Here is a 25214-nt window from a genome sequence, read left to right as displayed (position 1 = left end):
TATAGCCTATGAGGATTTATTTATCTCCAGAGGTGTCTTCATCCTGTGGGGAATACTAGTATTTTCGGTTTTGAATTCTTTTTTGCTTCTCCATGACCTCATAGGATTTGTGGATGATGTCAGTTAAGACGTCACCTTTATAGACCCTGCCAATTTTTGTATTCTTCTGATAGTATTCTACAATTTCATCCAATTTCTCTGACGTTTCTTTATCAACCCTTACATTAAGTTGCATTCTCCCTTGATCTGACAAGGTTCGCCCTCCCACTCTATCAATATGATATCAACTGCTAGCACTTTGTTATCACAAGTATATCAGATGCTATATGATATAAATACAGTTCAAATGTCATATTAATCATAGAATAACGAAACAGCCCGGGCAAATTTCGCCCAAGCTGTTTTTCCATGTTAGTTGTCTTCAATCGTGACTGATACGAGATCAATATCCATCTCAACCTCGAGGAATGAATAATCATCCTTGTTCCCGTCCCGGTACCCCCAGAAACCTTCTGTCTGATTTCCTTTTCTGAAGGTAAGCTGAAATCCTTCACCTTGTGAAAAGCTAAAACTTTTCACTTCATCCTGACCAACATTATCAATCAGGCTGTAGCTTAAGTAGTTTGCAAGTGCAGGATGTGGAGTTAATACTCCCGTATGTGGCACCGCGTTATATTCATAGTATTCATAGTCTTTTGTCGACATTTTGTGGTCGCTGATTAAGAATTCTTTCGATTCAACATTGTATTGATCACCTGATGTGATCCACGATAAACGGATATCTTTATACGTATGAGTAAATGGTGACAGATCTGACTGACTTAAATCGACTAGTGATACACCGCCTCTTCCTTTTACTTCAACCGTCTTGGATACGTTATCCAAGATCAATGCAGTGTCCTCATCGATTCCATAAGATAACTCATTTTCTTTTCCATAGACTGCTGTCGTTGCAATCAGCCGGCCCAATCGTGCTTTTTTATCAAAGTGCTGGTCAACGATGCCATATGGGAAGAAGCCAAGACCCTTCTCAAGGTACCCGGGGCCGCCTTCTTGCTGGGACATGCCATCATAGATTTCCGTAAATCCCTTTGAAAGTGTGTCGTAGCTTCCACCGCCTGCAATCATCACATCACTCATGATGGCGGCTCCTGCACTTGTACCACCAAGGACCGCTCCATTTCGGTATATTTCCCACACACTGCTGAGCGCCTGTGATTTTGTTCCGTCTTCGTTCAATAAAGATTGTGTGATATTCGTTTGATCGCCTCCCACAAACCAGATCCCATCATACTCCAGGATCCGTTTTGCAAGACCAGGATCATTCTTATTGTCAATCCAATCTTCTTCATTTTCTTCCGTCCCTTTAAAGTCATGATTGGATATAGGAAGGATATCGATGTTTTCCGCCAACATGCCATATGAGGTCAAATCCTCTTTAAAAGCATGTGAAGACTTTAAACTGGAGCTTGCTGCCGGGACAATCCCGATTTTTCCATTTTCACCGGCACGTTTAATGAATTCGTTATAAATCTCTACATTGCTGCTTCCTAAAGCCCCACCGACGATCACCAAGCTCCCTTTGGTTTCAGGATCAAAAGAACTCTTGGGAACGTCGAGTGTAGATTCCTTAAAGTCATGTTTCAGCCGATCTTTCCCACTAAGGTTGACTTTCACAGGAGATACATCCATTTTCACATGCAAGATGGAGTAGGAATCTTTTTGACCATCCTGATAACCCCAGTAGCCATTCGTTTCATCCGTTTGTTTGAATGTAAGCTCAAAACCATTTCCTTTACTATCATAAAGATAGCTGGATACTTCTTCTACCGCTTCATTGTCTACCAAAGAATAAGAAAGATAGTGCGGCAATGTCCCATAAGACGATAACACCCCGGTAGCCTGCAGAGGTTTAAAGTTGTAATATTCATAGTCCTTTGTTTCAAGCTTATCCTCAGCTATGGTGAATTCTTTCGTTTTCACCTGTAGCTTATCACCCGGGGAGAGATAACTGATATCAACATCACGAATCCCGTTTTCGGTTGTAGTGGAGCCTGAAACATCTACAATGGTCACATTGGTTCTGCCCAATACGGAAATAGTCTCTTCCTGATTGTTCACAACCATCGCCGTATCCTCATCGATTCCATAGGCTAATTCATCAGCTGTTTTGTAACGTAAGGCCGTGGCGGCTAACCTGCCAAGGCGTGAGCGTTCATTGAAATGTTGATCGACAATGCCCCATTGAAAGAATCCCAGTCCCTTCTCAATATAAACTGGTGCATATTCGCCTTCCGGATTAGAAACGTCCTCTGTTGTAAATTCCTGACGGAGGCCCCCTAAGCTGTCTCCACCCGTTATCATCACGTCACTCATGATGGCGGCTCCGGCGCTTGTCCCGCCAAGTAAGGCACCTTTCCGGTAAATCCCCCATATTTCTTCCAGTGCTTTTGTCCTTTCCCCATTCTCTTTCATCAATGTATCGGTGATTTTCAGCTGATCACCACCCACAAACCAAATACCTGTGAGTTTTTTTATCCTTTTGGTGATGTGATGATTTTCAGCGTTTTTCTTCCATTTACTTTCATCCTCTTCTGTCCCTTTGAAATCATGAGAAGAAAAAGGAAGGATTTCAATGGATTTTTCATCCACTCCATATGAGATCAAATCTTCTTTGAATTGAACGGAAGATTTCATAGAACCGGAAGCGGATGGAATGATCCCTATTTTAGCTTCCTTCATTCCTCCGGATAATTCAATGAACTTTTCATACACATCCGAGTTACTGCTCCCCAATGCCCCTCCGACAATCATCAGGTTCCCTTTAATGTTCTTTTCATTCTTTTTGGCCATGATTCCAGTAGTAGCCATACTGCCGATCACAGCCAAAACACTCAATACAACGATTCCTTTCTTCACTTTCCCCCAATAACCAATCATCAACCATTCTCCCTTCCAATCATTCTTTCATAAAGGTAACATGCAAATTTCATGCCAACTCTGAAATCTCCGAATTATCAGTTAAAAATGCAAGAATGGGTTCTAATTGGATTTTTCTGGTGACCAAGACTTTACCCAATAACAAAAAGCACCATCCCCTTTCTTCAGAAATGAAGGGGATGATGCTTTCGATACACTTTACGCAATATGTTCCTCGCAGTAAGCAAGAAGGAGCCTCTCTTCGTCTTCTTCCAATTCAAAGTCCAGGAAGGACTCCGTGTTTCTTTCAATGATCGCAGATTGTACGAGCCTTGCTCCATTTTCGTCCCGGACAAAAATGGCTTTTATGTAAATACCCTGTTCGGAATATAGTTCATCGTCTTCAGGTACTTCAATATCAAGTATCACTTCATATCGATCCCCGCTTAAAATACCTGTTGGGTCTTTAAGTTCTTCCACATGATGATTAGTAATATTCATTTATCTATCTTCCTTTCAATATCAAACAAGTTTACGTCCATCCTCCTATTATACACGTTCCATCACCCATTTAAAAATGTATTCCCTATCTGACCCAAAAGGGTTTTGAATAGGCTTCCTTCGCAAACTTCGCTATAATAATGTTAGATCTATCGTTTAAGGAGAGATTTGAAGTGAACTCTAAAGAAATGCAGGAAAAAATCATTCAAAATTACCAGAAGGACGAGCATATGATGATCCTTGTATTTGCACAATGGTGTGTGAATCACGAACTCGATCCCGCTGAACTTTATCAAAGGGCCTATCCCCAACAAGGAGATAATCATGCCCTGAAGCAAGGAATCGACTTGACCGTTACTAAAGAAGAATCCGAAGAAATCCCAGACTCCACAATACTCGGCGTCCTATCCCTATTCGGAAATGATGACCTGGCTCATGTCGTTACAGAAGAAATCAATAAACGGACCAAAGAAAAAAGATAAATATACATAGAGGGACGGACCTTGAACAAGGTCCGTCCCTATTTCTTCTTCTTTCTTCACATAAAATCAAAGTAATAACGAATGATGTGAAAGAAGATCGGCGAAGTATAAGCAAGGCTGTCGACACGATTGAGGTAGCTCTCTTTTAACGCAGCCACTCTTTCTTGATTACCGATGAGAAGGTCGCGCTTCAATACGGATATTGTCAAACTTCCTACAAAACCACTGATGCTGATGATAAGTCCAGACAGAATGCCAAAACGAATGTCAAGGGGTGTTAAAAAAGGATACAAGAAATACGACACTCCAGTTGTAACCACCATCGCCGACAGAAACCCTTCCCATGTAATATAAGGATTGGAAGTCGGCACCACCTTCTTCTTCCCGATATACATGGAGACAACAAATTGAACGATATCGCTCACCTGGGTTAGAACGACCAGGAAAAGAACAAGATGAGAACCATATTCAGGGCTCGCAATCTGGTAATATGCGAGGTGACTTAAACCAAAGACCATCAGCATGATCCCCCATTGAGTAGAGCTCACGGAGCGAAGGAATCCCAGTGTCCCTTTTCCTAAAATCCGGGGCAGGGGAAGTAGTAGGAATACATAAACGGGAATAAATACTATGAACATGCCATACCATCCTATAAATATCCAGTAAAACTGAATCGGGATCGATACATAAGCCCATAAGAAAATCCTCCTGTCGGCTTTCCGTGTCTTCATCATGGAGAAATACTCTTTGAGGGAAAAGAAACATAAAACCATTAACGAAACCATAGATATGATGGGATTAAATAAAGTCGCCATACAAAATACCAAAAACATCCCCCACCAGGTTTTCACCCTTAGGGAGATCCCGGAAAAGTCTTTTTCCATTTGGTTTCTTTTAATCTGCAAAAACAAGACGTTGACAACGACCAACCCTATAAAAATAATAAATAAAGTCCAAATGATCGAATCCATTTTCCTCACCCTCCTCAAATGACCATATTCTAACGGTGCATTTATTGTATAATTAAGCATATGGGAAATTCTACTACTTTAAAAGAGGGAATGAGCTATGGAGAGTAAATATATTTTTATTTTACTGACGGATACGGGAACCCTGTTTACAAAGTCCATCAAAAAGTACACGAAAGCCCCATACAATCATGCGTCCATTTCCTTCGACCGTGAACTGACTGAGTTATACAGCTTTGGTCGGAAACATCCTAACAACCCCATTAATGGAGGTTTTGTCAAAGAGGATATCTTTCAAGGAACATACAGCAAATATCCACATACCACTTGTGTGATTTATCAATTAGAAGTAACGGATAGGGATATTGAGAAAATGAAGCGGGTATTAAACGTTTTTAAAAGGAGCCGCAAAAAATTCCTCTATAATATTCTCGGGGTGTTCGGTGTATCCATGAATGAACCCGTCGAATTCAGCAACTCCTACTTTTGTTCCCAGTTCGTAGCAGAGATTCTTCAACGTTCCGGTATCAAACTGTGGGATAAGCTGCCTGCGCTGATCACTCCGGAAGATTTCAGAAAGCACCCCCACTTCCACCTGGTCTATGAAGGAAAGTTGTTCGATTATGAGCCGGTCAAACAAAAATGGGCAAAATAAAAATCCCCCTCGGATTCGTTCGAGGGGGATCGTTCTTTTAGGACTCTTCCACAGCTTGAAGAAGGTTGAATAGAAAATCATATATAAGCTCGTAAACCGTAAGCATGGTTTGGCTTTCATCAAAATCGCGGTGGTCATTCAACGTGAAATTCAAGTCCCACAACCCATCTTCACCATTGAACAACAGATCATAAGAAGATTCACCTTCAAGAGACTCTTCTAAATAACTCTCTATCTGACTCCGATACTTCTTTTGCAGTTTTAACCCCAGCATCGCATCATAGGTACCAAATACGTCGTCAACTTCCACAGAAACGGCATCCACTCCAATCATAGAGAACCATTTGGATTCAAGGAAAATGAACTCGTTTTTGTGTTGTTTCAAATAAGTGATTGGCTGATTGAGAAAGTCATCAGATTCTTCACCAATCAGTTCTTCGGTTTCTTTATCACAGCGCTCAATATATGCGTCCAGAAAGCGTGAATCGGCTTCCGGGGTGGCAACCTCGTCAGCATCCAGTAAACCGTGAGTTAACACATAGTCTCTCTCTTGTTTAAACAAAGGAACAGGAACTTCAGATCCTTTCGTTTCATCGATATATTGCTGTATTTTTTTCTGTAACATTCAATTCCCTCCATATGGTTTCTTTCTTTACTACCTTTATGTACTACTCCAACTCCAAGTATACAGGACAATGATCACTGCCGTGAATATCGGAGTGAATTTCAGCTTTTGCTATGGAAGGTGCCAATAGTTCGGAGACGATAAAATAATCAATCCTCCAACCGATATTTCGTTCACGTACTTTACTCATATAAGACCACCAACTGAAGGCATCATCCTTATCGGGGTATAGATAACGAAAACTATCCACGAAGCCCTCCCGGAGCAGAAGACTCATTTTCCCCCTTTCTTCATCGGTGAAACCTGAATTTCCACGGTTTGACTTATCATTTTTAAGGTCAATTTCCGTATGCGCAACATTTAAGTCCCCGCATAGAATGACCGGTTTATGAAAATTCAAGCCAACGAGATATTCCCTTAATACATCCTCCCATTCAAGTCGTTCCTCGATCCTCGAAAGATCTCTTTTCGAATTAGGCGTATAGACATTCACCAAGTAAAAAGAATCATATTCACAGGTTATGATTCTCCCTTCAGGTTCCATATGATCTTGATTGAAACCATACGAGACTGCCAGAGGTTTCTTTTTAGTGAAAACAGCCGTTCCTGAATACCCCTTCCGCAACGCATAATTCCAATATTGGTGGTAGCCCTTTAAATCCAGGGAGATTTGCCCCTCTTGAAGCTTGGTTTCCTGAAGGCAGAAAACATCTGCATCCACTCTAAGAAAATAATCTAAAAATCCTTTTTTCACACTGGCTCTAATTCCATTTACATTCCATGATACTAATTTCATAGTAATCTATTTAACTCCTTTATTCATAACTTTCATCCTTTATTATCCTAACATAAAACCTGCTTTTCCATTCATTATATCAATATACTGAATGGTTAATTCTTTTATTATATCGATATAATTCATTTGACTGAGCGGAATTATCGCACAATAAAAACCATGCCTGAGCATGGTTTTGAAGGTTCATCTATGATTTTTTATGCTCGTTTTCTTATCTATATGTTTGAAAGAAAGATCACCACGAATGGTTCTTTCTTCAATAAACTACTTCTTTATATACTCACTTATTTCCTGAAAGATTTCTTCTCTAATCATATTCACCTTTGAGAAGTCCATGGCCCCGACATAGATGGATTCGAGTTGTTCACGAAGCTTCTTAGCTTCTTTAAGATATGAGATTGCTTCATTCATTTTATCCTTATACGCTTTTGTCGTCCGTTCGATATCGACAGCATATTTTTCATCTGTCCCCTCGGTAATGCACCTTTCATACATATCGATGATTTCGTCTGATTCACGATCGGGATAATATTCATGGGGTGCTGTGCTATCGAAAATAGCGATCCCTTTTTCTCTGATGATCAACATATCAAGACTATTGGGGTCAAATCCACAATGATAGACCTCTACATCAAAGCCTTTCACTTCTGCAGCAGAAGCAATTTTCTTTAACATCGTAGACTTTCCTGAACCTGCACGCCCTTTGATGAAGTAGCGCTTTCCAACATCCTCCGTTAAATTCTGAATGTAGTCAACTGCCCCATCAGGAGTAGCAGCACCCAAGAACCGATGTTTGACTGTTGACGATTTAGGAAGGCTGTTATCTTCAAAAAAGAGTGAAATTAACTCGTTTGTTAATTCATTGGCTTTTGCGAAGTCCATGTTCGAAATGTAGATTTCTTCAATCTCATCATGGGCACTCAGGGATGACGCGAAGGTACGGTAAGCTTTCTGAAAGAGTGAGGCAATTTTATCATTTAAGGCAAGAATTTCTTCCTTGTGCCCGGACAGTTCATCACGGTCCCATGCCACTCCTAAATTCACATACTCTTCAATCACACCTGGTGCTTTTGGTTCTATAATATGAGGAGCTGTCCCATCCACAATCCCTACACTGAACTCAGGGAGGAGAACACCGTCGATGGATTGATTATCGGAAGCACAATGTAAATAGTCCACGTTTAAACCGTTTTCTTCAAAACGTTTTCCAATCGATTTCATTAATGAGGATTTCCCTGTGCCAGGACCACCCTTTAAGATATATACCCGCTCTAACCCATCGAGTACTGAATCATATAGACTGTAAAATCCTTTTGCCGTATTACCTCCAGCATAATAATGACGAATCTTTCCTGTCATGAAATCACCCTTTCACATCATTTATTTAAACATATGATGCGGAATCTAAATAGGTGAATACCCACGCCTAAAGCGGAAGCGCCACTAGCCGCTGGAGCTGGATGGATCAAAAGTGCGGGCGGCTTGAACGCAAAAGAGCATTTCCTTGTGTGGAAATGCTCTTTTTACGTTCATCCGTACATCAATCGTCTCCGTTCAGGAAATCCCCTATTCCACCAAGTATACTCCCCTCACCAGTCGAACGGCCGCCACCTGGAGCATTTGCATAGATTCTTTCCGCCAGACGACTGAAAGGAAGGGATTGAATCCATACGGTACCCGGACCACGAACGGTAGCAAAAAATAATCCTTCCCCACCGAGGAAAGCCGATTTGATTTTGCCAACATATTCGATATTATAGTCCACCTCTTTTGTCATGGCTACAAGACAACCAGTATCCACCCGTAACACTTCCCCCGGCTGCAGCTCTCTTCTATAAATGGTCCCACCTGCATGAAGAAAGGCTAAACCGTCCCCTTCAAGCTTCTGCATAATGAAACCTTCCCCACCAAAGAAGCCGGTTCCCAATTTCTTTTGAAAATCAATTCCGACAGAGACTCCCTTAGCCGCACAAAGAAAGGCATCCTTTTGACAAATCACTTTACCGCCTAGTTCACTTAAATCGACAGGAATGATTTTTCCGGGATATGGAGCGGCGAAAGATACATTCTTTTTTCCCATTCCGTCATTGGTGAAGACGGTCATGAATAAGCTTTCCCCGGTTATTATACGTTTTCCTGCCCCAACGAGCTTCCCGAGGAACCCTCCACTCCCGCTTCCCTGAGATCCGTCGCCAAAGATCGTTTCCATACCGATACCATCTTCCATCATCATCATGCCACCAGCTTCGGCTACTGCACTTTCTCCCGGATCCAATTCTATCTCGACAAACTGCATATCATCCCCATGCAATTTGTATTCAATTTCATGTGAATTCATTCTTTTTCCTCCTCTATTTACACGCATATTTACCTATTCTTCAAGAGGAAGGAATTTCCCTTCTCAAATCCCATTTTCATAATAATAAGAATTCATACTGAAAACCCCCTTCACTCAACGAAGGGGGTTCAATTTAATTATTACGTTCGGGGAATGTTCTTACCGTAAAAAATTTCATCCATTTCCATTTTTAGTTTGTCTGTAATCTCATCGACCTCATCCTCTTCCAGTCTATCCTTTGTATAACCAAATAAATAATTGTTTAAATCGAACTCTTTCAATTTGCATTTTGTATGAAAAATGTTTTGAGGATAGACATTTACATCGATCATGTCATACTCATCCTTGATTTCTTCCGGAATGTAATTCTGAATGGAATTGATGTCATGGTCGATGAATAGTTTCCTTCCATTAATATCCCTGGTGAATCCTCTCACGCGATAATCCATTGTCATGATATCTGTGTCGAAGGAGTGAATTAAATAATTCAATGCCTTAAGGGGGGAAATTTCCCCGCATGTAGAAACATCGATGTCTGCCCTGAATGTAGAAATCCCTTCATGTGGATGATACTCCGGGTAGGTATGGACCGTAATATGACTTTTATCAAGATGCATCGTCACAGTTGAAGGCAATGGACCGGGCGATTCATCAAAATGCTCCGTCGGCACTTCGACGATCGGCCCTTCAGATACCAGGATGGTCACACTGGCACCTTGGGGAACATAGTCCTGTTTCGATACGTTCAGTACATGTGCCCCGATAATATCGGAAACGTGGGTGAGGATTTTCGTCAGTCTATCGGCGTTGTATTGCTCATCAATGTATTCAATATAGGCTTCCCTTTCTTCACGGGTCTTTGTATAACAGATATCATACATATTAAAACTCAACGACTTCGTTAAGTTATTGAATTCATGCAGTTGAATCCGTTCTTCATGAGATAATTTCATTGCGTTTTCCCCCTTTATGTAAATGTTGAAGCTATCCTATGTAGTTATCTTACCCACAGCCATTCAAACTAAAACAGGCAGACCAGATTGAAAATGGTGTAGAATGGGTACTGAGCAAAGAGAGTAGCCTTTCTCTTTTTACTTCTTTATTAATTTGGATACAATGGAAGATAGAATGGAGTGTTAGCGTTTGAGACGATTATTTATTCTAATCATGATTATTGTGGTTGCTTATATATCAAAACCAGCCTGGGAAGAGAAAATTGAAGCGGCAGGTTTTGACAGTGCCCTTTCTAAAATTGAAGAAATGAAGAACAATCCTAAAGTACAGGATGCCTTTGATCAAATCTACCAGGAAGTGAACCTGCTCCTTATAAAGCTGGACGAGTCATTCCGTGACCTCGAGAACACCACTGACACGAAGAAAGAAGACCCTGTTGAGAAGCCTGCTTTAACAGTCCCAAGTGAGCAAACGTTTTCTATCTATAATATTGAAATCGGGGATTCCAAAGAAAGTGTCCAGTCAGAAGTCGGTGAAGCTAAGAGAAAATCAAGGAATGAATATGGAGTTTCATGGTATGCCTATCATGAAAACTACCGGAACTTCCTAATGGTCTCCTATGATCAAAACCAACAGGTGAATGGGCTGTTCACCAATCAAGATCTTCTCTCCTCTGATTCAGGGATAAAGATGGGCGTTTCCAAAAAGGTGGTACAGAAAGAACTTGGTGAGCCCTTAACCAATATCCGGAAGGGACTGACATTATATCAGTTGCAAAATAACGGGGAACAGGATGTATACCAGATCGATGGAAGCTATGTGACCATCTTTTATGATAAGCATGAAAATGATACAGTCACTGCCATCCAGATCATCGACGGGAACTTGGAAACAAATAAGAAAGCCTTTTATACTAAGGGAAATTCTGAATTGAAAGAAGGGTTTGAATTCCAACTGTTCGACCTTACGAATGCCACACGTGTAGAGAAAGGACTGAACGTTCTTTCATGGGACAGTCTAGTGAGAGATACTGCAAGGAAACATAGCCTGGACATGGCGGAACAGGATTATTTCAGTCATACGAATCTTGATGGTCAGTCACCATTTGATCGTATGGAAGAAGATCAGGTAGCCTTTCGCACTGCAGGTGAAAACCTGGCATATGGCCAGCTAAGTTCAATCTTCGCCCACGAAGGACTGATGAATTCCAAAGGGCATAGAGATAATATCCTTCAGCCACACTACGAACATTTAGGTATAGGGGTCGCCTTTAATGAAAAATCCCAGCCTTATTATACAGAGAATTTTTATAGTAACTGACAAAAGCACCAGGGTTCTCGAGCCTCTAGCCGCCGGTGCTGAGTAAAAAACCAAAAAACAAGCGGAATAAAGTTCTCCCGCTTGTTTTTTGGTTTCGTTATAAACGCTTAGAGATCATGACTTGGATGGAGGAATCTCACAACCATTTTCATCACATGCCAACCCATCACTACCAAGGGGCTGAAGAGTTGAAGGTTTATTTTCCTCTTCCCACACTTTTTGTATGGATTTCAAGAATACATCACTTGGTTGAGCCCCTGAAATGGCATACTTACGATTAATAACAAAGAATGGCACACCTTGTACACCGATTTGCCTCGCTTCTTCCTCGTCTCTGCGAACTTCTTCCGAGAAATCACTTCCCTCAAGGACGGCAACCGTTTCTTCTTCACCTAGCCCAGCTTGTTTTGCTAATTCTACGAGAGTTTCCCTGTCACCAATATGTTTAGACAGGGTAAAGTGAGCATACAACAGGATTTCTGTCATATCCGCTTCCTTCCCTAATGTTTTTGCATATTTAGTCAGACGGTGAGCATCAAGCGTATTAGTCGGTATGCTTGAATCAAACTGGAAATCGAGTCCGACAGTGGCTGCTTGCTGACTCATACTATCGGTCATGTTTTTAGCTTCCTCAAGAGATATTCCGTACTTTTTTGAAAGGAGTTCTTGAATACTATATTCCGTATTGACCGGAGCGCCCGGATCGAGTTCAAAACTTTTAAATTCAATTTCAACCGAATCTCTTTGGGGGAAATGCTCCAGTGCCTTCTCTAAATGACGTTTTCCTATATAGCAGAAAGGACATACATAATCTGACCATACTTCAATTTTCAATCCTACCACCTCAATCATCGTTATCAATTCGTACTAGATCGTACCATAGAACCACTAATCTTACATGAGATTTGCTCAGGATTTATTAATGCCGAGGTTTCCCCTTCGTCCTTCTTTTCACCCTCGCAGTATGACAACGATCACAGATAGGAAATCCGAAGTTCTGGGGTAGTTTTTTTCCGCATTGCTTACATGTTTGTGTTAAACTTGTGACTTCTGTCCGTAGGCTCTCGTGAACGCCATCGGCAATTTCACTCCTGATACGCTCCCAATAGTAAGCCTCTGTCTGTCTGCCCAATCGGTATAAAAACAAAAGATGTAGACCGACTGCTTTATACGAAACTTCTTTTTGCTCCAGATTCGTACTCTTCAACTGTGGTTCAGGCAGTTCTTCACCTTCTACAATGGCATGCATACACTGGAGCCACTGCTCTGTTAACTGTGTTTCTTTCTTGGAAAAAGGAAGATGGAGAAAGCCGTAAAGGTCATTTAATGAAAGTTTTGCTTCAATATCCGTTCCTCGGATTAATTCATATAGTTCCCTTTCTTCAAAAAGTGTCGCTTTTTCCGTACCGAATGGACTGTTGAACTTGTCCCATAAAAAGAAAAACGTGTCCATGTCATGGTAATGTCTCTGAAAACGTTCAAATACACCTCTTGTAGGTGCGATGGCAAACGTTTCGAGGGATTGGTCAGGCTTTTCAAGAAGCTGTTTCATTACTTTAATATCCTTTGAGAATGCCACTTTCCCCTCATTGTAAATTCCTTTTCTCCCTGCGCGGCCTGCAATCTGCTTTACTTCCTGTGAAGTCAGCCTTCTCCTCCTCGTCCCGTCAAACTTATCCGTTTCCAGGAAAACGATCCTGCGTATCGGCAGGTTCAGTCCCATTCCGATTGCATCGGTCGCAACAATCATATTTGTTTTTCCCTTAATGAACTGCATCATCTGTCTCTTCCTTGTCTCAGGAGGCATGCTTCCATAGATCATGCTGACTTTATGTCCGTTATTTTGTAATCTTGAAGCGGTATCCAACACCTTCTTCCTTGAAAAACAAACGACTGCGTCCCCTTTTTTAGCATGTTTCAATTGAAATTCTTTTGATTCAACTTCCAGGGGGATATCTCTTTTGTAATGATGAATCTCGACGTTCCCTTCCCCGACCAACCCCATCAGAAGGTCCCGGACGTTTTCACTTCCGATGATATGGACCTCTTTGGCTCTCGCCTTTGTAATGGCACGATACCAGGAGAAGCCCCTATCCTGATCGGCGAGCATCTGGGCCTCATCGATCACAATGACTTCATATTCATCTTTTTCACGGAACATTTCAACTGTGGATGAAACATGGTGTGCATCAGGCACTTCTTTCTCTTCTTCCCCAGTTTTCAAATTACATGGGACGCCATCTGCATTCAATGTATCGAATACTTCTAGAGCGAGTAAACGAAGTGGTGCCAAATACATACCGCTCCTGGCTGCTTTCATCCGGCTGATTGCATGATGTGTTTTTCCTGTATTGGTTTCACCGATATGGAGGATATAATGGATGTCACCTCTGAACGAAGGACTATATTCCCGACCAAATATTTCTTCCAGTATTCGTTCCTCTTCCTCTTGCTTCCGTTTTAATTCAGCCAGTTCAGCTGCTTTTCTTGCCTCCCGTTTCTTGAGATCCTTTTCATATAAGGAAAGGTGAACAGCTGCTTGAAAAGGGATTTCTGTAAGTCTGTGTAAATCTTCCATATACTCCTCTTGAATAAGGATGAAAAAGTTCGATTTCAGCGTCAAAAGAACGTGATGACTGAGTCTGCTCAGCCTTTCTTCTGTAAGTTCCTCACCGTACACCGCCAAATATTCCTTCTTCAATTCTTCGGGCATGTGCTCTGATAGAGACCGATAAACCACCTGCTCTGTGTGGTAATAGACAAAGCGTTCATAAGGATAGTGATACGTTTCATATTCCCATACATGCCCATCCCAATGCTCACTTTTTTTATGAATTGATCCGGTGAATTCCGTTAGAAAATCAGAAACGGTGATAAAGGACTCCTTTATATGGCGTCCTTCTTCTTCCAATTTCTCTTCCAGCATATACGGTTCAACCGATCGGTATTTGGTCTTGGTTCTGATATCTTGCATGCATTTATTAGCGAATATGCATCGCAATTCCACATACCAGTGAGTCTCTAACTTATCCATTTGTTGGCTGATGAAAGAAAGAATCTTTTTTTGACTCTCTTTTTGAAGAAAGGCCTGCTTTTTTTCTTCTTTACTCTTAACAAATGCCTTTCGAACCTCTCGATGGCGTTCTTTCCAATCTTCTTCGGATATGGGGTTGTCCTGTAGCCAGTTTGAAATATGGAAAGGTTGATATTCTCTGATTTCATTTCTGAACAATTTGTTGATCAATTTCTTATCCGTACCCTCAATATCGTAGCCTTTCTCTCTGAGAAAAGCTTTTTTATGACTCCGCAAGACATCATTGGTTACTTTATTAAGCCAAATATTCAGCCATATTTGGTGAAAGGAAGCACTCCTTTCCTTCAAATAATCCTTTAAGGAAGGACACTTTTCGTGTTTCTCCAGGAAAAGTATGATATCTTCCTGGATTTTCTGTTTCGTTTCCTCTATTGCTTCTTCTCGAAGTATGTGAAGCTTTTGCATGGTTAGACCCCTTTTTATCGTGATACAGATTCCTCTACTATGTACTTTATAGTGTATGTATTTCTTCTCCAACTAACAATTCACTTGCTCAAATAAGATATTATATCACACAAGCGAATTTTCCATCATTATATTTGGGAGCATCGGTTAAGATTGAACATGCATCAGATTTGACTTCTTTCAATGGCCTCTCCCATAGCAATCGTTAGTTCCCTGGTAAGTTCAGCTACCATTTTATCGAATGCATGTTGCAGGAACTTTGCCACTGGGCTTGTGGATTCAATGGCTAAGCTTCCTGTCATTCTCGTAACATCCGTGTTTCCTTCATCCGCTTTGAAAAATCCTGCTCCCGTGAACCTTTGATTAATACCATGTAACGTGAACTTCACTTCAGATGGTTCCTTCCAATCTGTAATTATCACATTCACATGAATCTTTTTTGTCACCATCCCATAATGAACGGTGAATTTCCACGTCGATTGATTATCGGAATAAATGGTATGCTCCTTGTATCCCGGCACAAGTGGAGCCCAAGCATTTATATCTTGAATAAATCTCCATACATCAGATCGCGATGCATGGACATTCACCTGGTGTATTCCTTTTCCCATTAGAAATACCTCCCCTTAGAATGAGACCGTTTCCTCCTCCACCTGCTTTCTCCCCTATCTGTCCGCGGGTGGGACTTAGGTGAATAGTATGAATGGGAATGGACTCTTATGAGTGATGATCCTAATAAATATAGAGGCACCGACGAATCGAAGCCTCTCTCGCTGCTATTTGTTGATGTTCTTGACAATCCGGGGAACTTCCCGCAGTTCCTTCACTTCATAATCCGGGACAACCTTTTGAGGTCTTAACCCCCGCCGGTTAATCCATATTGTTTTGATACCCAGCCTTGAAGCCCCAAGGATATCTGTATTTAAGTTATCTCCAACCATGATGACTTCATCTTTATGAAGGTTCAGCCTCTCTAATGCATGATGGAACATAGCAGGATCCGGTTTTCCTTTCCCTATATCCCCGGAGATGATGATTTCTTGAAAATAAGGGAGAAGTTCAGGGGTTTTATCCAGCTTCGTATTTTGTAAATGAGGGGAACCATTCGTTAATAACAACAGTTGGTAGTTTTCCTTCATTTCATTTAATACAAGGAACGTATCTTCATATACATATGGTCTTTGTTTTCGTTCCTGACGAAATTTCTCGGCTAATTCTTCACCAAGTACGGAATCGGTTATGCCCAAAGAATTCAAGCCCCTGATCCACGATTCTTTGCGGTATGAAGGGACGGTTTCTTTCATTTTCAGGAAATTCTCATCATGTTCATCCAGGAAATCTCCCCAAAGCCCTTCAAAAGGATTGATTCCAATATTCTGTGTGAACTCATATGTATCATATGTTGCATAGAGCTCCCTGGCAGCTTCCCTGACCCTTGCCTCAAGTGCTTGTGGATTTGCCCCTGCCTTCTGGTGTGCATAGTGGCATGTTGCTTTAAAAGCTTCTTCAATGCTTTTCGAGTCCCATAATAAAGTGTCATCTAAATCAAACAGGATCGCTTTGATCACTCTCATCTCTCCTTTGAAGTATTCAACTTATAATTTAGATTACTAGCTATATGTGAAATAGTAAACCAGAAGGATAAAATATATTCTTGCGTTATTTTCAATACGATTAGGGAATATAACTAAAAACAGAGTAAAACGAGGTGAAATCAATATGTGGATTGTATATGCAAGTATTGCCTTATTTGTCATTGCCCTGATTATGCTTGGTGTAGCAGTAATGAGGACTGTCAAGGCAACCCGTCCGATTGTGAATGAAATGAATCAGACGGTAGCCAACATTCAATTGAGGATGGATAATATCTCTTCAGAAGCAACTCAGCTTCAAGAAACACAGGGAGAGATCCAGAGTGATATCGAATATAAAAAGACCACTTTCACAGGCACCATTCAAGAGGTGAAACGTACGCCTGAAGTATTGAAAGAATTTGTAAAGAGTATGAAAAAGTAGTGTTCTGTCACCTTGCTGTAGGCAGGGTGATTTTTTAATAAGAAGTTTAAGTTTACATAATTTAATTATGGTTATTAACATACCTTTCTTCCTATAACTTATTCATGATACAATCGACTACATTAGTTACAAGGAGGAAAAGCTATGAAAAAATGGGCATTTGTTTCAGACTTCGATGGAACCATTTCTAAAAAGGATTTTTACCATCTCGTCCTGGAGAAATATTTTCATGAAGGAGCTGCCTTATATACCAAATGGAAGGCAGGCGAAATGAAGGACATCGATTTTTTGACTACCGTCTTTTCATCGATTCATCAAGACGAAACTCAAATCATAGAGGATATCCATTCCTTAGAAATCGATGAACACGTCACTGCCTTCATTCGTAAAGTCCAAGCCCAAGGAGGAGATTTCTACATCCTCAGTGCGGGAACGGATTATTATATCCACCATATCCTTCAGAAACACGGAATCACAGATGTGAAAGTATACTCAAATGAAGGCTATTATCAGGACAACAATGTACATATGAACATCGACCCTGATCACCCCCATTACTCAGAGCGATATGGGATTGACAAGTCCAAAGTGGTTGCTGAGCTAAAAGAAGAGTATGTTACGATTTATTTTGCCGGTGATAGCGAGCCGGATAGCCACCCCGCTGAAGTGGCTGATGTCACCTTTGCCATGGGGGCATTACAGAGCATCCTTGAAGAACGCGGAACCCCGTTTATTAAAGTAAATGACTTTCATGACATAGACCGTTACTTAACAGAGGCAGATGCGTTAAAGTAAATCACTTTGCGCATTTATATCATGCATGATACACTTAATTTGCCTCTCCCGGACATTCGCTTGTTGCGGGACACTTAACCATGTACGGACGGGAGGGGCCTCGATATATTCATGCAGAGACTGAATCCATCATTTTGGGATTCAGTCTTTTTGGTTTGAATGTCTTCGTAAAATGATGATGCTTGAATTTAAGCAATAAATACAAAATAAAAAAGCCAGCCCCCGATTGGGAACTGACTTGAGATACTAAGATTATGAGCCACAGTTGCCGTAATTTGATATAAGAAAGTTTTAAACCACCACTCCTCAAAGTGGGTGTTTGCAGAAGGTTTCCTGTCGTCCTCAGGTCGTGGAGGCTTGACATTCCAACTTCGATGTAAAACTCCCTATTACAGTTTAAAGGTTAAAACTTCGTTATGATTACGTACAACGCAGCCTGTATTAGTATAATACAACATCGATTGAATTATTTCAACTGTTGTTTTCCTTTAAGATGAAAGGGTTGTTGCAGGAAGATGCGAACGAAGGTCCGTCCCTCAACTATTAAGCATCAAATACTTCGACTTTTTCCATTACGTCGCCGTTTTTCATTGATTTGGCGATGTCGATCCCTGAAGTCACTTTACCGAAGACAGTATGAACGCCGTTTAGGTGAGGCTGTGGCTCATGTACGATGAAGAATTGACTGCCTCCTGTATCTTTACCAGCATGGGCCATAGATAAAGAACCTTCTTCATGCTTATGTGGATTCCCTTCTGTTTCACATTTGATGGTGTAACCAGGGCCACCCATACCATTACCGTTAGGGCATCCTCCTTGGCTTACGAAACCAGGGATGACACGGTGAAAGCTTAAACCGTTGTAAAAACCTTCGTTTACTAATTTTTCAAAGTTCGCCACTGTTCCAGGTGCTTCATTTGGAAATAAATCAAATTCAATTTTTTCGCCTGTTTGGAATTGTATGTATCCTTTTTTCGCCATAATTAACAGCTCCTTTTTTATTATAGGTCAATCAATATAATATCATTGAACATTTCTCGTGTCACTTTAAAGGTTAGTCTGCACCCTATCGTTTTTTTTTTGCGATACATCCAAACTGGTTGTCATTAAGCTCCCATGGTTGTGAATAAGCTATACAGAAGTCATTTATCATTATAGGGAGTGGACAACATGATCGAAAACTTATTAAGCGGCATTTCCATTGACCCACAAGTCACCGTGCTCGTTCCCGTGTTATGGGTACTCGGGTATGCATTAAAAAGGACCCCCCATATTCCGGACTGGCTCATCATCTGGATTCTCCTATTGGTAGGGGTTGGAGCGAGCGGTTGGACGCTCGGGTTTGACTTTAATGGGATTGCTAACGGATTTATCGCAACGGGGGCTGCCATCACCACTCATCAATCTGTGAAGCAGACCTTTTTCGAAAGGGTGAATGATCGGAATAAAAGAGACAAGAAAAAATAAAGGAAAAACGGACTGGTCCACAGGTAACGATCAGACAGTTTCCTTGGCCAGTCCTTTTTTCATCATTTAGCGAGTACGTCAATAAATTCTCTCATATAATCAGGCAGATCCGGTGGTCTGCGGCTGGAAACGATATGGCCGTCTGTCACGACCGGTTCATTTATCCAGATAGCCCCTGCATTTTCCATATCATCCTTTATTCCAGGTGTGCTTGTGACTTTTACACCCTGAAGGATCTTTGCAGAAATCAACACCCAACCGGCATGGCAGATTTGGCCGATCGGTTTCTTACGTTCATCCATGGATTTCACCATGGCAATGACCTCTTCATACCGACGAAGTTTATCGGGGGACCAGCCTCCCGGAACAAGTATGGCATCATAGTCGTCGGGCGTTATGTCTTTAAATGCGTATTCAGAAACAATCGGCACTCCATATTTTCCGATATGCTCCTCATTTGCTTTTTCTCCGACAATATGGACCGTCGCCCCCTCTTCCCGCAAACGCAGGACCGGATACCACAGTTCCAGGTCCTCGAAGTCGGCACTGACCAATTGAATGATTTTTTTTCCGACTAACTTCATTTGAATCCCTCCTCTATTATGTACACGATTATTGTCTAAGGAATCAGCACATATTGCAACTAATAACCTTAATTGTATGGACTATATTTCTTTATTGCTTTAATGATGGTTTTCGTTTGGAAGTAGGAGACAAAGAAGGCAACCACGGTCATCATGGTACCAAATATGTATATCAACCTGGAAAATTGTCTGAATGATTTTTTTTTCAAGATAATCACCATACTTTCAGTAAATTTATGCATGCTCACCTATTATTCCCATATTGGATGGAAATATAAAGGGAAGTGGACATTGCTTTCAGGCATATAGCGTAGTCAATAAGAATCTGACTTCATCGGAAAAATCTATAGTTAAAAGAAAATCCGACCGATCATTCGAGATTCATTTTTTTGAAAATCGAATTCGTTCGGATTTATCAGTTTATGAAAATATTGTTGCTTTTAATGTAGCGAGTGGTGGTTGATTTCCGCTCCAGGTGCTCGCTTTCCGCGGGGCTGGCGGTGAGCCTCCTCGGGCTAAAGCCCTGCGGGGTCTCACCTGTCCAGCGTTTCCCGCAGGAGTCGAGCACCTTCCACTCCAATCAACTTTCTAAGCGTAAGTGATTTACTATAACAGTGTTGTGATGAGATTGCTTCACCATTGGCATACAACGACTCTTATCCTTTTAGTTGCAGTAACAGATTAGAGTTATAAAACAAATACTTTTACTTACCTGATGTGAATGACCCTTCTGCTAAGATCCACCCCAATTGCCGAACATTAGAAAACAATAGTCTTTGTATGAATTACTACAAACATGGTGAAACGGGACTTTTAATATTATTGCTAAATCATATACACTGTATAAAACAGGATCTAGCTTTTGATTGGAGTGCAAGACGAAGACTCCTACGGGAAAAGCGGAATAGGCAAGACCCCGCAGGAGCGTCAGTGACGAGGAGGCTAGCCGAACGCCCGAGGAAAGCGAAGTCTTGCACGGAAATCAAAAGCGGTGTAACAAGTGATCCTAACTATTTTTTTGAATGTTCATCTTTAGAGGGAATGAATTTAGATATTTCCCAGCCTTTTAATCCTAGGCTTCCAATAGTTTGATTAATGCTTGAGTGCCACTATTTTCTTCTCCTTCTGCAGCAAGCTGCTCATATAATGAGAGGGCAAGTTCAAGACCGGGTGTCCTGAGTTCCATCTCTTTCGCTGAATGCAGGGCAATTTTAAGGTCCTTGATAAAATGTTTAACGTAAAACCCTGGAGCATAATCTTGTTCTATCATGCGGGGAACCAGGTTACTGAGGGACCAGCTGCCCGCTGCCCCCGATGTAATGCTTTTTAGGACATTTTCTGGATTCAAACCGGACTTCTTCGCATAAAGTAATGCTTCACTGACTCCCATCATGTTCGAAGCAATGGTGATTTGGTTACACATCTTCGTATGCTGACCCGCTCCTGGTTTTCCTTGATAGACAACATTCGTACCCAGGAGTTCCAAAAGTGGTTTTGCCAGATTGAACGTGTTTTCTTCCCCTCCAACCATAATGGAAAGCCTGGCCTCTTTAGCTCCGATATCCCCTCCCGAAACGGGAGCATCCAATGTCGATACCCCTTTCTCCTTACCAATGGTAAAGATTGTATCTGCCAGAGTCGGTGAAGAAGTGGTCATATCAATGGCAACCGATCCCTGTCTTAAATGGTGCAGTATACCGTCCTTACCCAGGTACAGTTCTTCAACATCTGAAGGGTAACCTACAATCGTGATCACGAGATCTGAAGCTTCAGCAAGCTCCTTTGGTGTGTCTGCCCATTTTGCACCACGATCTATGAGTTCCGAGGCTTTATGTTTTGTGCGGTTATAAATAACCAGCGGAAATCCTGCCTCCAGAATATGACCAGCCATACTTTTACCCATTACTCCTGTTCCAATAAATCCGATGACCGTCTCTTTCGTCAGTCTTTTCATTCCATCCACCCTCTCTTTGTCTACCATCCATGTTTATTTTCATCCATATTTAGAGGATTGTCCACTCATTCATTATTTTGGCACCCCTCCCCTATGTTTAAATTCATGTGCGTCGGGAATACAAAGAACATACTAAATAAACGAATCACTTGAATGGAGGAGAATGAATATGAAAGTAAATAAAACGTTACTTGTTGGTGCAACCGTTACGGCTGGTTCACTTGGATGGATTCTATCATCGAAAGAAAAGCGCAATCAGCTGCACAATGTGAAAGAAGGATTGGTTACGAAGTTTAAAAAGAAAAGAAAAGAAGATCTACCCGTTGAAAAAGGCGGAAATCCGGATCCTTCAAATATAGAAGACAACTCCATGGTAAGTGAAGGAGCCATGACATCCGTTCAATACTACAATGAACAAAAACAGGATTAAAATAAGCTGAACGCAGGGATTTATCCTTTTGCGTTCAGCTTATTTAATTTAATGAAAAGAAATAAACAGTCACAAGTAAAAGAACGATGGTGGCCACTACTGTCATCATTTTGATAAAGACATCTGCTGACACGAATGTTTGTGTATTGATATGTCTTCTTGTTCTGTAATAATTGATGGTAGAGCCAATGATGATGGCAAACCCGATGAAAATCGAAATCACACTTATTCCTGCGGCAATCCTGTCTTGAACAGGGTTCCCTTGAAGGGAATTAAAATGTAAACTTGTCGTTAAAAATCCAATTCCGATAATGGCAATGGCTGTACGGATCCAAGCAAGGAACGTCCGTTCATTAGCCAGGTGCTGCTGTATATATTTTGATTCATTTATTTCTTTCATATTATTCACTTCCTCAATTCTACCAATGCAGGCAAACATCCCATTAAGTTGGGATGTTTGCCTTTTTTATAAATCCCCTATAAATTTAACGCACAGCGCATCTATTTGGGCCTGTTTCCATTTCACGTCTTTCATCTTCATCTGGATTTATTTTACCCATATTCGTTTCACGTATTTTCTCATAGCTGTTTGGCTGTGGAGGAAGGTTTTCTGTGACCGTTTTTCTGAATTCATTTTCATCCTCGATGTTCAAACCATGATTCTCTTCATACAAATCACTCAGTCGATGTGAGATTGAACCATCGTCATTCATTTCATCTATCGTCATATAGTGAGCTGGCAAAACAATTAAATCATCGTTAAGGTTTTTATATCTTGAATACAATGTTTCCCGCAAGTCACCTACCCAGTCCTCTGCTTTACCAGCTAAATCAGGTCTCCCAATGGAATCAATAAATAAAATGTCCCCAGTGAGTAAATAATGCCGATCGACAATAAAAGAGGTACTTCCGATCGTATGACCTGGTGAGTAGACTGCTTCGATCACTGTATCCCCCACCTTAATGTCTGTTCCATCCTTAACTTCTTTATAGGGGTACTGAACTTCTTCGGCATCTTTGGGAGGCAAATAATATGGTGCATCAAATTCGTCACTTAAGGATCGTCCACCGGAAATGTGATCTGCATGAAGATGAGTATCCAGTACTGCTCTTACTGATAAACCGTGATGTTGAATGAACTTCTTATATGGATCCGTCAAGCGGCTGGGATCAATGAACGCAACCTCGCCTTTGGATACAATCGCATAAGATAAGCACCCTTTCCCTATCCGTATGAATTGATAAAGGACACCCCCAGACACATCACCGACTTTAACAGGCTCAAGGTATTCGCTCCATGCCTGCATACCGCCTTCAACAGAATATATATGATCCATTCCTGCACCAGCCAGCATCTCAGCCGTTTTGGTCGAAGAATTTCCTTTTGCGCAAATGACATAAATGGCTTCATTGTCAGGTAAAATGGATTTTACCGATTCCAGATTATCTTTCAACTCTGAAAAGGGTTTATTGATGATCGTAACGTTTTCCCCTTCCACTTTCCAATCGTCAAATGCGTCCTTGGGACGAACATCCAAAATGAACATTCTGTCTTCATTCATGATTTTTTGGGTAAGTTCCCCTGCTGTCAAATTTTTCACTGAAGTTGACATAACATATTTTCCTCCCTTATCTTTATTATTTTCTCTTCGTATATCCATTATCCTCATATTCAACTTTTAAACCTATAGGGGTATTAAACGTTGCAAAATCAAAACAAAAAGAGTTGAAAGGAAAAGGGTTATTCGACTTTCCCTTCCCAGGCAAGCATGCCGCCTTCCATATTGGTAACATCATAGCCATGATAAGCGAGAAATTTCACGGCACGGCTGCTTCTGCCCCCTGATTGACAGACTATGATGTAATCTTCTTCCTTATCCAATTCATTCATACGAAATTCCAGCAGCCCTAAAGGAATATTGGTACTTGTAGGGATTTTCCCATTCAACACTTCAGCCACCTCACGGACATCGATGATATTAACTTGTTCCCCAGCCGATAATCTCCGGTTTACTTCATTGCCCAGGATCGTTTTCATATAAATTCCTCTCTTTCAATAATGGTTTTCATCAAACTAACGGGACCAGGAATTCATTCCTCCATTAACGTTCGTTACAGAGGTGAATCCTTTCTTTTTAAGAATTTTGCATGCATTTGCACTCCTCATACCACTTTGACAAATGACAATGATTTCTTTGTCTTTGTTTAGAGTGTCAGCGGTTTGATGCAACGATTGTAACGGCATATTTTTAAATTGTTTAATATGACTGTTATTGAATTCCCCTGGTGAACGTACATCAATAAATTGCTTGTTCTTTTTTCCTAAAGTCGTTTTCAATTCACTTGTAGTCATTTGCTTGATATTTTTACCTGGTTTCTTGATCATTACATACACATAAATAAGTATGAATAACATAATTAATCCGAAAAATTCCAACATAAGCACCTCATTTCTTGATAAGCATGGACAATGTCCACTTGCTTCCTACGTCTATATTATACCCCTATAGGTATTGTGTCAAGGAAGATAATTATAATTATTTAATGTGCTTAATTGCACGAAAACAATTAAAAAGGCAAGGACAATAGTGTTTAGTAAAAAAGAAAATCAAAACGGTCATTCAAAATTTCTTCAAAATAGAAATCGTTCGGATTAATCATTTGGATTAGTGAGTAGTGGTTGATTTCCGCTGCAGGTGCTCGCTTTCCGCGGGGCGTGAGTTGAGCCTCCTCGGGCTTTGCCCTGCGGGGTCTCAACTTTCCCGCGTTTCCCGCAGGAGTCGAGCACCTTCCGCTCCAATCAACTTACCAAGCATAGGTGTCTCACTATAACAATATAATGTAAATTGCTACACCATCATATATATCAATTCTAATTTTATTAGTTACAGTGATCGATTACTGTTAAATT

General features: G+C 41.0%; 27 protein-coding genes and 1 other RNA gene. 7 read left to right on the top strand and 21 right to left on the bottom strand.

Annotated features, from left to right (window positions below; genetic code table 11):
• Positions 1-55 precede the first annotated feature (55 nt).
• From NQ095_RS02790 to NQ095_RS02780, 3 genes are all read right to left on the bottom strand, one after another.
• Positions 56-253, bottom strand: a complete 198-nt coding sequence (locus NQ095_RS02790) for a hypothetical protein (RefSeq protein WP_258261982.1) — start codon at positions 251-253, stop codon at positions 56-58.
• 158 nt (positions 254-411) lie between these two features.
• Complete coding sequence (locus NQ095_RS02785; RefSeq protein WP_258261981.1) at positions 412-2940, bottom strand: cyanophycinase; 2529 nt, start codon at positions 2938-2940, stop codon at positions 412-414.
• A gap of 198 nt (positions 2941-3138) precedes the next feature.
• On the bottom strand, positions 3139-3420 hold the full coding sequence (locus NQ095_RS02780) for a DUF6509 family protein (RefSeq protein WP_258261980.1): 282 nt from the start codon (positions 3418-3420) through the stop codon (positions 3139-3141).
• 173 nt (positions 3421-3593) lie between these two features.
• On the opposite strand from NQ095_RS02780, the gene NQ095_RS02775 reads away from it, so the two are divergent.
• On the top strand, positions 3594-3902 hold the full coding sequence (locus tag NQ095_RS02775; RefSeq protein WP_258261979.1) for a hypothetical protein: 309 nt from the start codon (positions 3594-3596) through the stop codon (positions 3900-3902).
• 56 nt (positions 3903-3958) lie between these two features.
• Here the strand turns inward: NQ095_RS02775 and NQ095_RS02770 are convergent, their stop codons facing one another.
• On the bottom strand, positions 3959-4873 hold the full coding sequence (locus NQ095_RS02770) for a phosphatidate cytidylyltransferase (protein WP_258261978.1): 915 nt from the start codon (positions 4871-4873) through the stop codon (positions 3959-3961).
• 97 nt (positions 4874-4970) lie between these two features.
• Here NQ095_RS02770 and NQ095_RS02765 point away from each other — a divergent pair, with 97 nt between their 5' ends.
• Positions 4971-5525 (top strand): hypothetical protein, encoded by a 555-nt coding sequence (locus NQ095_RS02765; protein ID WP_258261977.1) that lies wholly within the window; start codon positions 4971-4973, stop codon positions 5523-5525.
• Positions 5526-5562: 37 nt separating this feature from the next.
• On the opposite strand, the gene NQ095_RS02760 is transcribed toward NQ095_RS02765, so the two are convergent.
• From NQ095_RS02760 to speD, 5 genes are all read right to left on the bottom strand, one after another.
• A complete protein-coding gene (locus NQ095_RS02760) occupies positions 5563-6150 on the bottom strand; it encodes a branched-chain amino acid aminotransferase (protein WP_258261976.1) in 588 nt (195 codons plus the stop codon).
• Positions 6151-6193: 43 nt separating this feature from the next.
• Positions 6194-6946 (bottom strand): exodeoxyribonuclease III, encoded by a 753-nt coding sequence (locus NQ095_RS02755; protein WP_258261975.1) that lies wholly within the window; start codon positions 6944-6946, stop codon positions 6194-6196.
• Between the two features lie 264 nt (positions 6947-7210).
• Positions 7211-8305 (bottom strand): PRK06851 family protein, encoded by a 1095-nt coding sequence (locus NQ095_RS02750; RefSeq protein ID WP_258261974.1) that lies wholly within the window; start codon positions 8303-8305, stop codon positions 7211-7213.
• A gap of 181 nt (positions 8306-8486) precedes the next feature.
• The gene (locus NQ095_RS02745; RefSeq protein ID WP_258261973.1) at positions 8487-9284 is read right to left on the bottom strand and encodes a TIGR00266 family protein; all 798 of its coding nucleotides are present in this window, start codon (positions 9282-9284) and stop codon (positions 8487-8489) included.
• A gap of 140 nt (positions 9285-9424) precedes the next feature.
• A complete protein-coding gene (gene speD, locus NQ095_RS02740) occupies positions 9425-10237 on the bottom strand; it encodes an adenosylmethionine decarboxylase (protein ID WP_258261972.1) in 813 nt (270 codons plus the stop codon).
• 190 nt (positions 10238-10427) lie between these two features.
• Between speD and NQ095_RS02735 the strand changes: the two genes are divergently transcribed.
• Positions 10428-11558, top strand: a complete 1131-nt coding sequence (locus NQ095_RS02735; RefSeq protein ID WP_258261971.1) for a CAP domain-containing protein — start codon at positions 10428-10430, stop codon at positions 11556-11558.
• Between the two features lie 114 nt (positions 11559-11672).
• On the opposite strand, the gene NQ095_RS02730 is transcribed toward NQ095_RS02735, so the two are convergent.
• The 4 genes from NQ095_RS02730 to NQ095_RS02715 all read right to left on the bottom strand — a co-directional run bounded on the left by NQ095_RS02730 (position 11673) and on the right by NQ095_RS02715 (position 16625).
• On the bottom strand, positions 11673-12392 hold the full coding sequence (locus NQ095_RS02730; RefSeq protein WP_258261970.1) for a DsbA family oxidoreductase: 720 nt from the start codon (positions 12390-12392) through the stop codon (positions 11673-11675).
• Between the two features lie 85 nt (positions 12393-12477).
• Positions 12478-15057: a helicase-related protein gene (locus tag NQ095_RS02725; RefSeq protein WP_258261969.1), complete on the bottom strand. Its 2580-nt coding sequence runs from the start codon at positions 15055-15057 to the stop codon at positions 12478-12480.
• Positions 15058-15221: 164 nt separating this feature from the next.
• On the bottom strand, positions 15222-15668 hold the full coding sequence (locus NQ095_RS02720; RefSeq protein ID WP_258261968.1) for an SRPBCC family protein: 447 nt from the start codon (positions 15666-15668) through the stop codon (positions 15222-15224).
• A gap of 165 nt (positions 15669-15833) precedes the next feature.
• Entirely contained in the window at positions 15834-16625 is a 792-nt protein-coding gene (locus NQ095_RS02715; protein ID WP_258261967.1) for an HAD family hydrolase, read from the bottom strand.
• Positions 16626-16776: 151 nt separating this feature from the next.
• Here NQ095_RS02715 and NQ095_RS02710 point away from each other — a divergent pair, with 151 nt between their 5' ends.
• Positions 16777-17073: a DUF948 domain-containing protein gene (locus NQ095_RS02710; protein WP_258261966.1), complete on the top strand. Its 297-nt coding sequence runs from the start codon at positions 16777-16779 to the stop codon at positions 17071-17073.
• 144 nt (positions 17074-17217) lie between these two features.
• The gene (locus NQ095_RS02705) at positions 17218-17868 is read left to right on the top strand and encodes an MtnX-like HAD-IB family phosphatase (RefSeq protein ID WP_258261965.1); all 651 of its coding nucleotides are present in this window, start codon (positions 17218-17220) and stop codon (positions 17866-17868) included.
• 252 nt (positions 17869-18120) lie between these two features.
• Here NQ095_RS02705 and ssrS read toward each other — a convergent pair.
• Positions 18121-18309, bottom strand: a non-coding RNA gene (ssrS, locus tag NQ095_RS02700) — 6S RNA.
• A 102-nt stretch (positions 18310-18411) separates the two neighbouring features.
• A complete protein-coding gene (locus NQ095_RS02695; RefSeq protein WP_258261964.1) occupies positions 18412-18849 on the bottom strand; it encodes a peptidylprolyl isomerase in 438 nt (145 codons plus the stop codon).
• A 189-nt stretch (positions 18850-19038) separates the two neighbouring features.
• On the opposite strand from NQ095_RS02695, the gene NQ095_RS02690 reads away from it, so the two are divergent.
• Positions 19039-19335, top strand: coding sequence for a phage holin family protein (locus tag NQ095_RS02690; protein ID WP_051758260.1), 297 nt, complete (start codon positions 19039-19041; stop codon positions 19333-19335).
• A gap of 62 nt (positions 19336-19397) precedes the next feature.
• Here NQ095_RS02690 and NQ095_RS02685 read toward each other — a convergent pair whose 3' ends face one another.
• Positions 19398-19919, bottom strand: coding sequence for a type 1 glutamine amidotransferase domain-containing protein (locus NQ095_RS02685; RefSeq protein WP_258261963.1), 522 nt, complete (start codon positions 19917-19919; stop codon positions 19398-19400).
• A gap of 1072 nt (positions 19920-20991) precedes the next feature.
• Positions 20992-21873 carry an NAD(P)-dependent oxidoreductase gene (locus NQ095_RS02675; protein ID WP_258261962.1) on the bottom strand — a complete coding sequence of 294 codons (882 nt, stop codon included), beginning with the start codon at positions 21871-21873 and terminating at the stop codon, positions 20992-20994.
• Between the two features lie 169 nt (positions 21874-22042).
• Here NQ095_RS02675 and NQ095_RS02670 point away from each other — a divergent pair, with 169 nt between their 5' ends.
• Positions 22043-22303 carry a DUF92 domain-containing protein gene (locus NQ095_RS02670; protein ID WP_034759080.1) on the top strand — a complete coding sequence of 87 codons (261 nt, stop codon included), beginning with the start codon at positions 22043-22045 and terminating at the stop codon, positions 22301-22303.
• Between the two features lie 43 nt (positions 22304-22346).
• Here NQ095_RS02670 and NQ095_RS02665 read toward each other — a convergent pair whose 3' ends face one another.
• The 4 genes from NQ095_RS02665 to NQ095_RS02650 all read right to left on the bottom strand — a co-directional run bounded on the left by NQ095_RS02665 (position 22347) and on the right by NQ095_RS02650 (position 24689).
• Positions 22347-22703 (bottom strand): YidH family protein, encoded by a 357-nt coding sequence (locus tag NQ095_RS02665; protein ID WP_258261961.1) that lies wholly within the window; start codon positions 22701-22703, stop codon positions 22347-22349.
• A gap of 85 nt (positions 22704-22788) precedes the next feature.
• Complete coding sequence (locus NQ095_RS02660; RefSeq protein WP_258261960.1) at positions 22789-23916, bottom strand: MBL fold metallo-hydrolase; 1128 nt, start codon at positions 23914-23916, stop codon at positions 22789-22791.
• 128 nt (positions 23917-24044) lie between these two features.
• Positions 24045-24341, bottom strand: a complete 297-nt coding sequence (locus tag NQ095_RS02655) for a rhodanese-like domain-containing protein (protein ID WP_258261959.1) — start codon at positions 24339-24341, stop codon at positions 24045-24047.
• Between the two features lie 36 nt (positions 24342-24377).
• Positions 24378-24689 carry a rhodanese-like domain-containing protein gene (locus NQ095_RS02650; protein WP_258261958.1) on the bottom strand — a complete coding sequence of 104 codons (312 nt, stop codon included), beginning with the start codon at positions 24687-24689 and terminating at the stop codon, positions 24378-24380.
• Positions 24690-25214: the final 525 nt, after the last annotated feature.

The organism is Rossellomorea sp. SC111 (assembly GCF_024733565.1).
GTDB lineage: Bacteria > Bacillota > Bacilli > Bacillales > Bacillaceae_B > Rossellomorea.
This window is presented reverse-complemented; position numbering and strand designations above follow the sequence as displayed.